The 14,874-nt window shown below is 73.5% G+C and carries 12 protein-coding genes; 4 read left to right on the top strand and 8 right to left on the bottom strand.

The features are described 5' to 3' along the window. Positions 1 to 57 precede the first annotated feature (57 nt). Both BLU82_RS03340 and BLU82_RS03335 read right to left on the bottom strand, forming a co-directional pair. Positions 58 to 1,047: a DUF6263 family protein gene (locus tag BLU82_RS03340; RefSeq protein ID WP_092615587.1), complete on the bottom strand. Its 990-nt coding sequence runs from the start codon at positions 1,045 to 1,047 to the stop codon at positions 58 to 60. Between the two features lie 81 nt (positions 1,048 to 1,128). Next, positions 1,129 to 2,331 (bottom strand): homogentisate 1,2-dioxygenase, encoded by a 1,203-nt coding sequence (locus BLU82_RS03335; protein WP_069113056.1) that lies wholly within the window; start codon positions 2,329 to 2,331, stop codon positions 1,129 to 1,131. A 105-nt stretch (positions 2,332 to 2,436) separates the two neighbouring features. Here BLU82_RS03335 and BLU82_RS35450 point away from each other — a divergent pair, with 105 nt between their 5' ends. Continuing rightward, entirely contained in the window at positions 2,437 to 3,264 is an 828-nt protein-coding gene (locus BLU82_RS35450) for a hypothetical protein (RefSeq protein ID WP_231947696.1), read from the top strand. Next, positions 3,261 to 4,451, top strand: coding sequence for a fumarylacetoacetase (gene fahA / locus BLU82_RS35445; protein ID WP_231947695.1), 1,191 nt, complete (start codon positions 3,261 to 3,263; stop codon positions 4,449 to 4,451). Before BLU82_RS35450 ends, fahA begins: the two co-directional genes overlap by 4 nt. 34 nt (positions 4,452 to 4,485) lie before the next feature. Here the strand turns inward: fahA and BLU82_RS03325 are convergent, their stop codons facing one another. From BLU82_RS03325 to BLU82_RS03310, 4 genes are all read right to left on the bottom strand, one after another. Continuing rightward, positions 4,486 to 5,436, bottom strand: coding sequence for a type IV toxin-antitoxin system AbiEi family antitoxin domain-containing protein (locus tag BLU82_RS03325; RefSeq protein WP_197682712.1), 951 nt, complete (start codon positions 5,434 to 5,436; stop codon positions 4,486 to 4,488). 122 nt (positions 5,437 to 5,558) lie between these two features. Next, entirely contained in the window at positions 5,559 to 6,491 is a 933-nt protein-coding gene (locus BLU82_RS03320; RefSeq protein WP_092615584.1) for a cation diffusion facilitator family transporter, read from the bottom strand. Beyond that, positions 6,491 to 6,925, bottom strand: coding sequence for a helix-turn-helix transcriptional regulator (locus BLU82_RS03315; protein ID WP_092615581.1), 435 nt, complete (start codon positions 6,923 to 6,925; stop codon positions 6,491 to 6,493). The genes BLU82_RS03320 and BLU82_RS03315 overlap by 1 nt, the downstream gene beginning before the upstream one ends. A 33-nt stretch (positions 6,926 to 6,958) precedes the next feature. Further along, the gene (locus BLU82_RS03310) at positions 6,959 to 8,374 is read right to left on the bottom strand and encodes a M1 family metallopeptidase (protein ID WP_092615577.1); all 1,416 of its coding nucleotides are present in this window, start codon (positions 8,372 to 8,374) and stop codon (positions 6,959 to 6,961) included. A 103-nt stretch (positions 8,375 to 8,477) separates the two neighbouring features. Between BLU82_RS03310 and BLU82_RS03305 the strand changes: the two genes are divergently transcribed. Further along, positions 8,478 to 10,679, top strand: coding sequence for a DEAD/DEAH box helicase (locus BLU82_RS03305; protein WP_197682711.1), 2,202 nt, complete (start codon positions 8,478 to 8,480; stop codon positions 10,677 to 10,679). Between the two features lie 7 nt (positions 10,680 to 10,686). On the opposite strand, the gene BLU82_RS03300 is transcribed toward BLU82_RS03305, so the two are convergent. Further along, positions 10,687 to 12,972 (bottom strand): NB-ARC domain-containing protein, encoded by a 2,286-nt coding sequence (locus BLU82_RS03300; protein ID WP_157740533.1) that lies wholly within the window; start codon positions 12,970 to 12,972, stop codon positions 10,687 to 10,689. A gap of 91 nt (positions 12,973 to 13,063) precedes the next feature. On the opposite strand from BLU82_RS03300, the gene BLU82_RS03295 reads away from it, so the two are divergent. Further along, positions 13,064 to 13,672 carry a hypothetical protein gene (locus BLU82_RS03295; protein WP_092625371.1) on the top strand — a complete coding sequence of 203 codons (609 nt, stop codon included), beginning with the start codon at positions 13,064 to 13,066 and terminating at the stop codon, positions 13,670 to 13,672. Here BLU82_RS03295 and hppD read toward each other — a convergent pair. Continuing rightward, positions 13,617 to 14,825: a 4-hydroxyphenylpyruvate dioxygenase gene (gene hppD / locus BLU82_RS03290; RefSeq protein WP_092615571.1), complete on the bottom strand. Its 1,209-nt coding sequence runs from the start codon at positions 14,823 to 14,825 to the stop codon at positions 13,617 to 13,619. The two genes, BLU82_RS03295 and hppD, sit on opposite strands and share 56 nt — an antisense overlap. Positions 14,826 to 14,874: the final 49 nt, after the last annotated feature.

Raw genomic sequence — 14,874 nt, 5'->3', positions numbered from 1 at the left:
CGCCGGAGATCGTGTCAGGGGCCGCTTTCCTCTGACTTTCACGCGCCTTTCGGCACGTCAGTCGCGCGGAGTGAGCTCCATCTGGACCTTGGACTCCTGCTCCATCGTCTGCCCGTCGGCCGAGATGACGGTCGACGTGGTGATGTCGCTGCTGCCCGAGACGGCGACCGGGAAGCTCAGCCGGCCACCGGTAGTGCCGCTGCCCGAGCCGGTCAGCTCTTCCAGCTCCGCCGTGGCCCCGCCCATCTCGAGCGGCCCCGGCTGCGCCTGCTGCGCGATCTCGGCCGTCATCTCGTAGGAGTCGCCGTCGAACGACGTCAGCGTGTAGGTGTAGACGTTGCAGAGCGTGCCGCCCAGGAGCTCGGCGCTGGTGGCGACGTCCCAGGTGGCACCGACGCCCACCGGCTCGGTGGGCAGCGGGACGGTGAGGCTGGACAGCTGCGACTCGAACTGCTCGAGCAGCGGGACGAGGGTCGGGTCGAGGCCCTCGGTGTCGTAGCCGCCGTCGATGAACGCGCCGCTGCGGGTGGACGTGACGGTGGCCGTGAGGCCGACCATGGTGTCGAGCAGCCCCTGCGCGGTGGGGTCGCCGCCCTCGATCTCGGCGCTGTCGTAGACGACGGACATGGTGATCTCGTCGTCGGCGACGTCGTCGACGGTGATGACCATGCCCATGGTCATCGGCGGCACCGGCGCGGCCGGCAGCGCCTCGCCGTCGATGGTGGTGCTGGTGGTCGTCGTCATGGTCATGGTGGTGGCGGCGGAGTCGCCGGCCGTGGGCGTGAGCTCCATCAGCGCGCGCGGCTCGTCGCCGGCGTCGGCGACCACGGCCTGCGGCGGGCCGTCGGCGCAGGCGACGTCGGCGACCGGCTCCTCCTCGCCTTCGCCTTCGCCTTCGCCCTCGCCCTCGTTCTCGGGCTCGGTCTCGTCGGACGCGGCCGCGGACGGCGCCGCGGTCTCCTCCGAGCCGCCGCCGGAGTCGTCGCCGCAACCGGCGAGGACGAGCAGGGCAGCGGCCAAGGGCAGGCAGCCGGTGATGCGGCGCACGTGGGACTCCTCAAAGGGTTCGGGATGGATCGCCCGCACTCTAGCCGCTTGCGCCGACGACCAGCGTCAGGACGACGGATCTCAGCCGGTCGGACCGCGTCCGCTCCAGCTCCACGCGTATGCGCCGTCGTCGCTCTGCTGGCCCGCCTCGCCGATCTCCAGCGGCCGGAAGGTGTCGACCATGACCGCCAGCTCGTCGAAGTAGTCCTTGCCCAGCGCCCGCTCGATGGCGGCCGGCTGCGGCCCGTGCGAGTGGCCGCCCGGGTGCAGCGTGATCGAGCCTTGGCCGATGCCGGAGCCCTTGCGCGCCTCGTAGTCGCCGCCGCAGTAGAACATGACCTCGTCGGAGTCGACGTTGGAGTGGAAGTACGGCACCGGCACGGCCAGCGGGTGGTAGTCGACCTTGCGCGGCACGAAGTTGCAGATGACGAAGTTGTAGCCCTCGAACACCTGGTGCACCGGCGGCGGCTGGTGGATGCGCCCGGTGATCGGCTCGAAGTCGTCGACGTTGAACGTGTACGGGTAAAGGCAGCCGTCCCAGCCGACCACGTCGAACGGGTGCGTCGGGTAGGTGACGATGCTGCCGACCAGCCCGGACGGCCCGTGGCCGCGGTGCTTGGTGTACACCTCGACGTCCTCGCCCACCGTCACGTACGGCTCGGCCGGGGCCGTCAGGTCGCGCTCGCAGTATGGGGCGTGCTCGAGGAACTGGCCGAATCGCGACAGGTACCGCTTCGGCGGGGTGATGTGCGAGTTGGCCTCGACGACGTACGCGCGCAGCGGGCCGTCGCCCGTCGGGACCCAGCGGTGCACCGTGGCCCGGGGGATGATCGCGTAGTCGCCCTTGCGCACGCGCAGCAGGCCGAACATCGTCTCGAGCGTGGCCTCGCCGTCCTCGACGTAGACGCACTCGTCGCCGATGGCGTTGCGGTAGAGCGGCGACGACTCGCCGGCGGCGACGTAGGCGATGCGGACGTCGCCGTTGCCGAGCAGCAGCCGCCGCCCCGTCACGACGTCGAACGCCTTCCAGTCCTTGCCGGGGAAGAGGTCGTGCGGCTTGAGGTGCAGCGGCTTGAGCGGGTGGTTGGCGACGGTGCGGGCGTCGGGCAGCTCCCAGATGCGGGAGTCGACGATGGCCGACGGGACGCCCTCGTGGTAGAGCAGCGACGAGTCGGAGGAGAACCCCTCTTCGCCCATCAGCTCCTCGTAGTAGAGACCGCCGTCGGGCTTGCGGAACTGGGTGTGCCGCTTGGGCGGGACCTGGCCGACGCTGCGGTAGAACATCTCCGTCACCTTCTCGGCAATTGTTCGGATATCGGACGCACTTGCCCGTATATCGACCAGGGTCGAGGATGGGTCCGACAGGTGTCAAGGAGGACGAGACCGGCCATGCCCATTCCCCCGATGTTCGAGCGGCTGATCGACGACGCCGCCGTGTTCCCGCCCGGCTCGCTGCCGCTGCCCGAGGCCGTCCCGGCACACGTCGCGCACCGTTCGGCCTGGTACTCCGCGCTGGTCGGGCCGCTGCTGTGCCCCGCCTCGTCGCTGGAGGCGCTGGCCGGGCTGGTGCGCGAGGCGCCGGCGCCGCTGGACGTGGCCGTCGTCGTCGACACCGGGACGGCCGGCGTGCTGGCCGCCGCCGACACCGTCGCGCAGCACGCCGGCCTGGTGCTGCGCGGCGTCGAGGTGCCGCTGCGCGGGTCGCCGCTGGGCGAGAACGCGCGCCGCACGGTGGCCGCGCTCGACGCCGCGCTCGGCGGGCCCGACGACGACGAGCCGGCCTACGTCGAGGTGCCGCGCGCGTTCGGGTGGGAGGCCGCCCTCGACGTCATCGCCGACTCCGGCTACCGCGCCAAGCTGCGCACCGGCGGGCCCGCCGACGACGCCGTCCCGTCCGACGACGAGGTGGCGGCGTTCGTCGTCGCGTGCCTCGACCGCGGGGTGGCGTTCAAGTTCACCGCCGGGCTGCACCACGCCGTGCGCCGTCCGTCCGAGCACGGGTTCCTCAACCTGCTGCTGGCGGTGGGGCGGGCGGCGGGCGGCGGTTCCGCGGCCGAGGTAGCGGCGGCGCTGTCGGTCGACGACGGCGCCGCGCTGGCGGCCGAGGTCGGCGAGCTGGACGCCGGGCCGGTGCGCCGCTGGTTCGCGTCGTACGGCTCGTGCAGCATCGCCGAGCCGCTGGCCGAGCTGGGCGAGCTCGGGCTGGTGGCGCCGTGACCTGGCTGGCGTTGCGCGACGACGATCCGTTCGACGCGTGGACGCTGCCGTACGGCGTCTTCTCGGTGGCCGGCGGCCCGCCCCGGGTGGGCGTCGCCGTCGGCTCGTGGGTGCTCGACCTCGCACCGCTGGCCGGCGCCGACCTGTTCGCCCACCCCACGCTGAACCCGTTCCTCGCCGCCGGACGGCCGGTGTGGGACGCGGTGCGCGCACGGCTGCTGTCGCTGGTCACCGATCCGCGGCACCGCGATCTCGTCACGCCGCGCCTCGTCCCGGCGAGTGACGTCACGCTGCGGCTGCCGTTCGAGGTGGCCGACTACGTCGACTTCTACGCCTCGCAGACGCACGCCGAGAACGTCGGCCGGCTGTTCCGTCCCGACAACCCGGCGCTGCCGGCGGCGTGGCGGCAGCTGCCGATCGGCTACCACGGCCGGGCCGGCACCGTCGTCGTCTCGGGGACACCGGTGGCACGGCCGTCCGGGCTGCGCCGGGCCGGCGGGCCCGGCTCGCCGGTCGAGTTCGGTCCGTCGCTGCGGCTGGACATCGAGGCCGAGGCGGGCTTCGTCGTCGGGACGCCGTCGGTGCTCGGGTCGCGGGTGCCGGTCGGGGCGTTCGAGGACCACGTGTTCGGCATGGTGCTGGTCAACGACTGGTCGGCGCGCGACGTCCAGGCCTTCGAGTACGTCCCGCTCGGCCCGTTCCTCGGCAAGTCCTTCGCCACGTCGGTGTCGGCGTGGGTGGTGCCGCTGGCGGCGCTCGAGCACGCCCGGGTGCCGCCGCCGTCGCGGTCGCCCGCCGTCGCGTCCTACCTGCGCGACGCCGAGCCGTGGGGGCTGGATCTGTCGTTCGAGGTGGAGTGGAACGGCACGGTGGTGTCGCGGCCGCCGCTGAGCTCGCTGTACTGGACGCCGGCGCAGATGCTGGCCCACCTCACCGTCAACGGCGCGTCCCTGCGCACGGGCGACCTCTACGCCTCCGGCACCATCAGCGGCCCCCGTCCCGGCGGCAGCGGCTGCTTCCTGGAACTGACCTGGAACGGCGCCGAGCCCGTGACCCTGGCCGACGGTTCGTCCCGCACCTTCCTGGAGGACGGCGACACCGTCACCATCCGCGCCACCGCCCCCGGCCCGGCGGGCGGTCGCATCGCGCTGGGCGAGGTCACCGGCACCGTCCACCCCTCCCCATGATCATCAATGATCCAACCCCTCATAGGTGGTTGGATCATTGATGATCATGGGTGGGGATGCGGCAGGAGATGCCGCACGACCGCGGGCGCCCGGTCCAGCCGCGTGCGGTCAACACGCGAGCCTGTTCGGCGGCCACGGCGCACGGGTCACCGAACACGTCGGCATGGCCGTAGCGCAGCGTGGCATGCCCGTCGACGGTGGCGCGGTTGTCCCGACGCCGGTCGCGGAAGCGTCCCTCGCCGACGTGGCCGACTCGCCCGTCCAACTCGACCCGCAGGCGATACCGCTCGTAGTCGACGTCGACCCAGATCACCCGGCGCCCTGCGACACGGCGCTGACGGCACCCCGCCGGCAGGCCGTGGGCGCGTTCGACCCGGCGCAGATGCCGCAGCTCCAGCGGCGACTCCGCGCCCTCGACGACCTCACCGAGCATCGCCTCCACCATCGGACGCCAGCGGATCTTCTTTCGCCGCCTCAACGCATCGGCCAGCCGCTCCGGGGTGGACAGACGACGCTGGCAGGCCGCCGTGACCCAGCCCTCGGCGTCACGTGGATGCGGCGCGATGTCGACCAGATCCAGGACGGTCTCGTCCAGCCGGGTACGCGGCGGGCTCTTCGACGGGTGCCGGGTGCGCGGCAGCCGGTGCGCGTAGTGCACTCGCACACCCTCGATCTTGCACTGCACGTAGCGATCGGCCGGGACGGTGACGTGGACGACCGGGCCGGGCTCGTCGCACAAGCCGTCCAGGAACGCCGCCGTCCGATGACTGGCCACCGCGCCCCGGCCCGCTCGCAGGACCGCCGCCCACACCCGCGCCTCGAACGGCAGCGGCCCGGTGAACGTGGCGAACACGCCGGTGTGGACACGCCGCCAGCGTCCCGACGTCACCAGCCACTCGATGCGCCGCGTGCTCAGCCCGCACGCGATGGCCTGGGCACGGCTGATCATCCCGTGCTGCGTCGCCATGAGCCCGTCCAGATCCACCCCGCCAGCCTGCGCGACCCGGCGCCGTCCCACCACCCCCGATTCGCGATCTGTGGACAGCCATGATCATCAACGATCCAACCCCTCATAGGTGGTTGGATCATTGATGATCATGGGGAGGGTCAGGCGTGGCCGGCGTGCTCGTGCTCGACGTGGCCCTGGGGCTCGATCTGGAACGTGCTGTGCTCGATGTCGAAGTGGCCGGCCAGGCATTCGTGCAGGCCGTCGAGGACGGAGTCGGCGCCGCAGCCGGGCTCGGCGGAGTCGGTGATGACGACGTGAGCGGACAGCACCGGGACGCCGCTGGTGATCGTCCAGGCGTGGAGATCGTGCACGTCGACGACGCCGGGGAGGTCCATGATGTGGTGGCGGACCTCCCCGAGGTCGACGCCCTTGGGGGTGGCCTCGAGGAGGACGTCGAGCACCTCGCGCAGCAGCATCCAGGCGCGCGGCAGGATGAGCACGCCGATCAGCATCGACGCCAGCGCGTCGGCGCGGACCCAGCCGGTCGCCATGATGACGATGGCCGCGCTGACGACCGCCAGCGAGCCCAGGGTGTCGCCCATGACCTCGAGGTAGGCGCCGCGCACGTTCAGGCTCTCGCGCTGGCCCGAGCGCAGCAGGAACAGCGCGACGACGTTCGCCAGCAGGCCGACGATGGAGACGACCAGCATGATGCCGGTCTCGATCTCGCCCGGGTCGCCGAGCCGCCGGACGCCGCCGACGATGGCCAGCACCCCGATGACGCCGACGACGACGCCGTTGGTGAGCGCCGCCAGGATCTCCGCCCGCTGCCAGCCGAACGTCCGCGTGGTGTTCGCCGGCTTGGCCGCGATGGCCGTGGCCACCAGCGCCAGCGTGACGCCGAGACCGTCGGCCAGCATGTGACCGGCGTCGGCCAGTAGCGCCAGCGAGCCGGAGAGGTAGGCGCCGACGATCTGCACCAGCATGACGACGCCGATGAGCACCAGCACCTGCTGCATGCGGCGCCGGTGCGCGTACGACGCGGTGGCGCCCTGCGGCAGGCCGTGCCCGTGACCGTGCCCGGCGCCCATCAGTGCACCTGCCCCGGCCGGGTGGCGGGCGCGGACGTGTCGGGACGGGCCCGGTGCCCGGCCTCGGAGGCGTGCGCGACGGCGTCGGCGTGCGGCGCGTGCCCGGCGCCGACGCCGTCGGGGCACAACCGGGCGGGCGAGCCGGTCGCCGCGAGGACGTCCTCGGCGGCGGCCAGCAGCGCCCACAGCTCGGGCCGGACCAGCGCGTAGAAGGTGGACCGGCCGTGCGGGTGCGGCTCGACCAGTCCGGCGTTGCGCAGGCAGGACAGGTGGCCGGAGACCGTCGACTGGGCCAGGCCCAGCTCACCGGTGAGATCGACCACCCGCCGCTCGCCGTGGCCCAGCAGCCGCACGATCTCCAGCCGCGCGGGGTCGGCGAGGCTGTGGAACAGCTGCACCGCCGCCGCGTCGACGGACACCCGATTCATCGCCATGCGACGATGATAGCGGGTAGCGCCGATGAACGGTCAAGAGACCGTGGCCGGCTTGCCCGCCGTCCACACCCAGACGTCGAAGAACTCCTCCAGGTCCTGGCCGGACAGCTCCTCGGCCAGCGCCTGGAAGTCGTCGGTCGTCGCGGCCGAGTCCTTGTACCGGGCCGGCCACTCCCGCGACAGCGCGCCGAACGCGTCGGCGCCGATCTCCTGCCGCAGCGCGTACAGCGTCGCCGCGCCCCGGTCGTAGACGGCGCCCGCGAACAGCCCGAGCGGGCCCGGGTCGGCGACGACGGTCTGCCAGAACGCGTTGTCGGCGGGGATCGCCATGACGTCGGCGAAGTTCTCCGCCGCGGTGGTGCGGCCGTCGTGCTCGGACCACAGCCACTCCGCGTAGCTGGCCCAGCCCTCGTTCAGCCAGATGTCCTGCCAGCGCGCCGGGCTGACGGAGTTGCCCATCCACTGGTGCGCCAGCTCGTGCGCGACGGTCCCCTCGGACGCGCGCGTGGAGTAGATCGGCCGGGTCTGCGTCTCCAGCGCGTAGCCGACGCTGTCGTCGTCGACGATCGCGCCGTAGGACGAGAACGGGTACGGGCCGAACTCCGACTCGAAGAGGGCGATCATCTCGGCGGTCTGCGCGAGGCCGGCGGACGCCGCGGGCGCGAGGTCACGGTCGATCGCGTCGATCAGCGGCAGCCCGCCCGGCGTCGTCGTCTGCCGCAGCTCGTAGTTGCCGACCGACGCCGTCACCAGGTAGCTGGCCATCGGCTCGCGCGACGACCACTCCCAGGTCGTCCACCCACCGGCGGTGGCGGAGCCGACGAGGTCGCCGTTGCCGACCGCGACCAGCCCTTCCGGCACCGTCACGGCGACGTCGTAGGTGGCCTTGTCCGTCGGGTGGTCGCTGACCGGGTACCACGTCATCGACCCGTCCGGCTCGCTGGCCACCATCGCGCCGTCGCGGGTCGTGACCCAGCCGTACAGCGCGCCCTCGATGTCGGTCGGCCGCCCGGTCGCGCCGCCGTACGTCACGACGACGTCGACGGCCTTGCCGCGGGGCAGGATCGTCTTCGGCGTGACGATCAGCTCGTCGCCCTCGCGGGTGAACGGCGCCGGCCGGTCGCGCACCACGACGGACTCCACGTCCATCCCGCGCAGGTCCAGGTCGAAGCTGGTGAGGTGCCGCGTCGGCACGATCGTCACCGTCGCGACGGCGTCCAGCCGGCCGGTCAGTGGCGCGGGCGCGGCCGCCGGCGGCTGGTAGCGCAGGTCGAGGTCGTAGTGCACGGCGTCGTAGCCGCCGTTCCCGGCGAACGGGAAGTAGGCGTCGCCCGCGCCGGACTCGCCCGGGGACGGACGGGAGGACTGCGCGCTCGCGGGGAGGACGGCGCCCGCCAGCAGCGCCACGGCGGCCATCGCGACGGCGCCGGACCTGACACGAGATCTCATCGAGGACGCTCCCTGGGGAGTAGGCGACGGTGTGATCACCGCAGCCTGCCGGAGATCCGGACAAAAGGGAACGCCCCGATCGGACGACATAGGCTGACGTCTCGTGGGTGTGCGCGCGCGTCTCGCGGGTTTTCTCGGTGTCCGGCCGCTGGCCCCGGACGCCGCCGGCCAACGCACGGTGCGCCGTGCCGGGGAGGCCGAGGCCGCGCTGGCGGACGTCCCCACCGGCGAGCTGAGCCGTCGGTTGCGCGCCGCCGGCGACGACGACGACGCGCTCGCCGTCGTCCGTGAACTGGGACGGCGCGCGCTCGGCGAGCGGGCCCACGACAACCAGCTGGCCGCCGTGCTCGGGCTGCTCGCCGGGCGCATCGTGCAGCTCGACACCGGCGAGGGCAAGACCCTGGTGGGAGCGCTCGCGGCCACGGTGTCCAGCGCCCGCGGCCGGCACATCACGATCCTGGCCGCCAACGACTACCTGGCCCGCCGCGACGCCGAGTGGATGCGCCCGCTGTACGACGCCGCCGGCGTCGGGGTGGCCTGGGTCGGCGCCACGTCGGCGCCCGAGGAACGGCGCGCGGCCTACGCCGCCGACGTCGTGTACGTGGCGGCGAACGAGCTGGGCTTCGACACCCTGCGCGACCGCCTGGTGCACGACGAGTCCGAGCGGGTGCGCGGCCGCCGCGAGGTCGTCATCGTCGACGAAGCCGACTCCGTGCTCGTCGACCAGGCCCGGCTGCCGCTCGTCCTCGCCGGCGCCGTCGACGACGCCGATGCCGACACCGCGATGGCCGAGCTGGTCGCGTCGATGGAGGCGGACACGCACTACACGGTGAGCGCCGACGGCTACGGCGCCGGCTTCACCCCGGCGGGCGAGGAGCTGATCGAGCGGACGTTCGGCGTCGACCTCTACTCCGAGGCCGACGGCGGGCGCACGCTCACGCTGGCCAACCTCGCCGTCCACGCCGAGGCGCTGCTGACCCGCGACGTCGACTACATCGTCCGCGACGGCGCCGTCCAGCTCGTCGACGCCTCCAAGGGCCGCGTCGCGCACCTGCAGCGCTGGCCCGACGGCCTGCAGGCGGCCGTCGAGGCGAAGGAGGGGCTGGCGCCGAGCCAGGCCGGCGAGGTCCTCGACACCGTCACGGCGGCCGAGCTGGTCGAGGAGTTCGGCCTGCTGTGCGGCATGACCGGCACGGCGGCGTCGGCGGCCGAGCAGTTCGACCGCATGTACCGCCGCCGCGTCGAGGTCGTCGCGCCGAACGTGCCGTGCGTCCGCGACGACGAGCCGCTCGCGCTCTACGCCACGCGGGCCGACAAGCTGCGCGCCATCGTCGAGCGCATCGCCGCCGCGCACGCGTCCGGGCGGCCGGTCCTCGCCGGCACCCCCAGCGTCGCCGACAGCGAGGAGCTGGCCGCGCTGCTCGCCGAGGCGGACGTCCCGTGCGTCGTGCTGAACGCGAAGAACGACGAGGCCGAGGCCGCGGTCATCGCCGAGGCCGGTCGGCGCGGCGCCGTCACCGTCTCGACCCAGCTGGCCGGCCGCGGCGTCGACATCAGGCTGGGCGGCAGCACCGGGAGCCGCGACGAGATCGCCGCACTGGGCGGGCTGCTGGTCGTCGGGACGGAGCTCAACGTGGCGGCGCGGCTGGACGACCAGCTGCGCGGGCGCGCCGGCCGCCAGGGCGACCCCGGCGGCTCGGCGTTCTTCGCCAGCCTCGAGGACGATCTCGTCGCACGGCACGCCCGGCTGCGCGCCTCGTCCGACGCCGACGGCCGCGTCGCCGCGGCCGGTGCCCGCGCACAGGCCGAGCACGCGCAACGCGTCGCCGAGGGCCTCGCGCTGCGGATCTACGCCAACACCCACTCCTACGCCGAAGTGCCGCGCCGCCAGCGCGAGCACGTCCTGGCCCGCCGCGAGGAGCTGCTGGCCCGGCCCGAGCCCGAGCGCGGCGTGCGGCTGCATTTCCTGGACCGCGCGTGGGCCGACCACCTCGCCCACCTGGCGCAGGTGCGCGAGGCCACGCCGCTGCGGTCGCTGTCCGGGAAGGCGCCGGTGGTGGAGTTCAACGCCGAGGCCGTCCGCGCCTTCGAGCCGCTGCTCCAGGACGCTGAGCGTGACGCCGACGCGTTCCTGGCCGCCCACCCGGACCTCACCGACGCCGCCGAGCTGGGCCTCGGCCGCCCGTCGGCCACCTGGACCTACGTCGTCCGCGACGACCCGTTCGGCTCGCCCCTGGACCGCTTCCTGCGCGGCATCCTCCGCCGCGGCCGCCCTGGCGCCGACGACCGCCCGGCCGCCGGCTGACCACCCCTCAGCCGTCGTCGAGCGCGCGCAACCGCTCCCGCACGTCGTCGGCGTCCGCCGGAGCGAGCGGGTTGCCGGTGACCGGGTCGACGTAGGACGGCCCGAGCTCCTCGTAGCGGTCCAGCGACCGGGTCAGGTGCTCGCGTGCGTCATTCACCGCGCCTCGGCCGGCCTCCAGCCGCGCGAGCGCCGCCAAGCCGCGGGCCTCCGCCCACGGGTCGCCGGCCATCCGCGCGCTGCGCAGCCCGGCCCGCAGGGACGACTCCGCCTGCTCGGTGTCGCCGCGGTCGGCCTGCATGGCGGCGAGGGCGAGCAGCATCCGGCCCGCGTTCCGCTCGTCGCCGGCCTCCCGCAGCTCGGCGATCTGCTGGCGCAACAGCGCGGTGAACTGCGGGTAGACGACGTCGCGCTCCAGGAGCCGGCCGAACCGGTCGGAGCCGTCCGGCACCGCGTAGTTGAGCAGCGCGGCGCAGTTCAGGGCGGCGCTCGTGTGACCGATCAGGCCCAGCAGGCGGCTGCCTTCCTCGGCCAGCCGGACGCCGCCCGCGTGCAGCCGGACGGCGTCATCGGCGAGCGCACCCGCGTCGTCGAGCCCCAGCCGGCGGGCGAGCCGGGCGTTCTGCTCGGCCCGGGCCGTCTCGTCCGGCGGGTCGCCGAGTACCACCAGTGCCGCGATGACGGCGCCGCGGGCGGCGATCGCGACGTTCTCGCCCTCGTCGGCCAGCCGATCCCAGGCCTGATCCTCGTCCTCGATCTTGGCGAGGTACCCGTCGAGCAGCCGGTGCGACGTGCGGTAGTGCTCCTCCCACGGGTCGTCGCCGTTGAGCCCGCCGGCGAACGACCGGACGAGGTCGTGCGGCCGCCAGCGCGAGGGCCCGGCGCTCAGCAACAGCTCGGCCCGCGCCAGCCGCCGCAGCGCGACCACCGCGTCCCACTCGGGATCGCCGAGCAGCAGGCCGGCGACGAACGGCGTCAGGGCCGGGCCGTCCCATGACGCCAGCCAGCGGAACGCGTGCCGGAGCTCGTCGTCGAGACGTTCGTACGACACCCGCAGCCGGGCCGTCATCGGATCCAGTTCGACGGCCCTCGCGTCGGCCAGCGCCTGCGCGACCTCGGCGGCCGTGGCGTCAGGCTCGTTGCGGAAGATCCCGGCGGCCAGCCGGAGCGCCAGCGGCCAGCCACCGCACAGCGCCAGGATGCGTGCCGTCGCCTCCTCGTCGTCCAGCCGCTCGGGACCGGCCAGCGTGCGCAGTAGCTCGGCCGCGTCGGTCTCGGCCAGGGCGCCCAGCCGGACCACGGTGGCCCCGGCCAGGTGGCCCAGCCGTTCCCGGCTGGTCACCACCAGAGCGCAGCCCGGCTGGTCGGGCACCAGGTGCCGCACCTGGGGCTCGTCGCGGGCGTTGTCGAGGACGACGAGGACGCGGCGGCCGGTCAGCCAGCCGCGCCACGCCTGCACCAGATCCTCGACGCCGCCGTCATCCGGCGCCGGGACGCCGGCCCGGCCGAGCAGGTGCGCGAGCACCGGGCCGATGCCCAGCGGCTCCATGCCGTCGGTCCAGCCGAGCAGGTCGACCAGCAGCACCCCGTCCGGAAAGTGCGCCACGACGTCGGGCTGCCGGCCCAACGTGCCGGCCAGTGCGCTCTTCCCGACACCGGGCGGGCCGTGGACGGCCAGCACCGGCACCACGCCGGGCGGCGGCCCGGTGAGCCGCGCGGCCAACTCGGCCAGCTCCGCGTCGCGTCCCGTGAACGCGTCGGCCACCGCGACGCCGGCCGTCACCACGGCGCCCGGCGGGATCGCTTCCCGCGGCGTGATCGCGGCCAGCCGGCCGCTCGTGTGCTCGTGCCGCAGCACGTCGTCCAGCGGCTTGAGCGGCCCGCCGGCCACCGCGTCGGCCCGGATGCCGAAGCGGATCAGCTCGTAGAGCAGCTCGCGCAGGTGCTCCGGCTCGATACCGAGGGTGGCGAGGAAGCTGTCGCCGGACGGCGGCGCCGGGCGCGTCAGCGGCGCCACCCAGTCGCCCACCAGCCGGCGCAGCGTCGCCTCGCTGACCTCCGGCCGTCCGTACCGCGGCCGGTCCGGCGGGTCGTCGCCGAGACGGTCGCGCAGTGCTGCCAGGAACCCGTCGCGCTGGTCCGGCACGACCAGGGCGGCGAGGTCGGGCGCGTCCAGGGCCGCCTTGACGACCTTGCGCAGCGCCCGCACCTCGGGTGGGTCGCGGATCGCGCGGACCGCGCGGCGCCCGGCGGTGAGACCGAGCTCCTGTGCGAGGACGAGGACCAGACCATCCACGCTGCGGCACCCTTCGCCGTCGGGCAGAGTGGCGATCATCCTTCCCGATCCCGGCGCCGGACGTCCAGCGTCACGCTGCCAGACTGGACCGATGGCACTGAGCGGCTTCGGCGTCACCGAGTTCCAGCTGGTCCTGCTGCGGCGCATGCAGGACTACCAGCCGGAGCTGGTCGAGGCCGCGTGGGAGCGGCTCGGCGTCACCCGCTCCGACGCGCGCAAGGCCAACGCGTTCTGGCAGACGGTCGAGCGGTCCCGCACGGCGCCGCGCGGGCTGGACCGCTACCGCGTCGTGCTCGGCGCGCCGGTCGGCGAGAGCGAGGTGAGCATCGGCGACGTGAAGTGCCGGCTGTTCCACTGGTACCTGCCGCTCTGGCCGGACCTGCGCTGGGAGCTGCTGACCAGCGCCACCGGCAGCGTCGTCAACGGCTGGCTGGCCCGCGAGCAGGGCGGCGCGGTCCCCGAGCTGCCCGCCGACGGCGACCTCGAGCCGTGGTCGTGCGTCATCGGCGACGTCGAGCGCACCTACGCCGACGTCAAGCATCTGGAGGGCGACGCGCCGAGCCGGTGGCACGTCGTGTTCACGACGCCCACCGGCTCGGGACGGCTGGCCCGGTTCGTGTACGGGCTGGTGCAGACGACCGAGGTCAGAGATTTCCGCGCTTCTCCTGCTCGCGCTCGATCGACTCGAACAGCGCCTTGAAGTTGCCCTTGCCGAAGCCCAGCGAGCCGTGCCGCTCGATCAGCTCGTAGAACACCGTCGGGCGGTCGCCGATGGGCTTGGTGAAGATCTGCAGCAGGTAGCCGTCCTCGTCGCGGTCGACCAGGATGCCGCGCTTCTTCAGCTCCTCGACCGGGACCCGGACGGTGCCGATGCGGGCCCGCAGCTCGGGGTCGTCGTAGTAGGCGTCGGGGGTGTCCAGGAACTCGACGCCCTCGGCGCGCATGAGGTCGACGGTGCGCAGGATGTCGCCGGTGGCCAGAGCGATGTGCTGGCAGCCGGCCTCGCCGTAGAACTCCAGGTACTCGTCGATCTGCGACTTCTTCTTCGCGATGGCCGGCTCGTTGAGCGGGAACTTCACCCGGTGGTTGCCGTTGGCGACGACCTTCGACATCAGCGCGGAGTACTCGGTGGCGATGTCGTCGCCGACGAACTCGGCCATGTTCATGAAGCCCATGACCTTGCGGTACCAGTCGACCCAGTAGTCCATCCTGCCCAGCTCGACGTTGCCGACGCAGTGGTCGACGGCCTGGAACATACGCTTCGGCGCGCCCTCGCGCTTGACGTGGGTGGACGTCCGCGCGACGTAGCCGGGAAGGTACGGCCCGGAGTAGCGGGACCGGTCGACCAGCGAGTGCCGGGTCTCGCCGTACGTCGCGATGGCGGCCATGCGGACGGTGCCGTGCTCGTCGCTGACGTCGTGCGGCTCGTCCAGGACGGTGGCGCCCTGGGCCCGCGCGTGCGCGACGCACTTGTCGACGTCGGGGACCTCCAGGGCGAGATCGGCGACGCCGTCGCCGTGGCGCCGGTGGTGGTCCAGCAGCGGGCTGTCCGGCGCCACGCCGCCGTTGATGACGAAGCGGGCCGAGCCGCTCTTGAGCACGAACGACTTGTGGTCGCGCTGACCGGTCTCGGGGCCGGCGTAGGCGACCAGCTCCATGCCGAAGGCCGACTGGTAGAAGTGCGCGGCCTGCGTGGCGTTGCCGGCGACGAACACCACCGCGTCCATCGCCGTGACCGGGAACGGGTCCTTGCTCTCGTCGTACTCGACGAGTCCGACGAGCTGCTTGAGCTGCTCGAGATCGAGGTCGGCGTCGCGTTCTTCGGGCGTCAGAGTGTGGTCGGTGGCCGTCATGACAGGACTCTGCCGGGGCCGCTCTCGGGTGTGCAAGAGGCCACTGAGG

It is taken from the genome of Jiangella sp. DSM 45060 (assembly GCF_900105175.1).
GTDB lineage: Bacteria > Actinomycetota > Actinomycetes > Jiangellales > Jiangellaceae > Jiangella.
This window is presented reverse-complemented; position numbering and strand designations above follow the sequence as displayed.

Coding starts and splice junctions, on each gene's coding strand:
- BLU82_RS35450 (WP_231947696.1), top strand. CDS start 2,437: ATGCCCATTCCCCCGATGTTCGAGCGGCTGATCGACGACGCCGCCGTG.
- BLU82_RS03320 (WP_092615584.1), bottom strand. CDS start 6,491: ATGGGCGCCGGGCACGGTCACGGGCACGGCCTGCCGCAGGGCGCCACC.
- hppD (WP_092615571.1), bottom strand. CDS start 14,825: ATGACGGCCACCGACCACACTCTGACGCCCGAAGAACGCGACGCCGAC.
- BLU82_RS03315 (WP_092615581.1), bottom strand. CDS start 6,925: ATGGCGATGAATCGGGTGTCCGTCGACGCGGCGGCGGTGCAGCTGTTC.
- BLU82_RS03295 (WP_092625371.1), top strand. CDS start 13,064: ATGGCACTGAGCGGCTTCGGCGTCACCGAGTTCCAGCTGGTCCTGCTG.
- BLU82_RS03310 (WP_092615577.1), bottom strand. CDS start 8,374: ATGAGATCTCGTGTCAGGTCCGGCGCCGTCGCGATGGCCGCCGTGGCG.
- BLU82_RS03335 (WP_069113056.1), bottom strand. CDS start 2,331: ATGTTCTACCGCAGCGTCGGCCAGGTCCCGCCCAAGCGGCACACCCAG.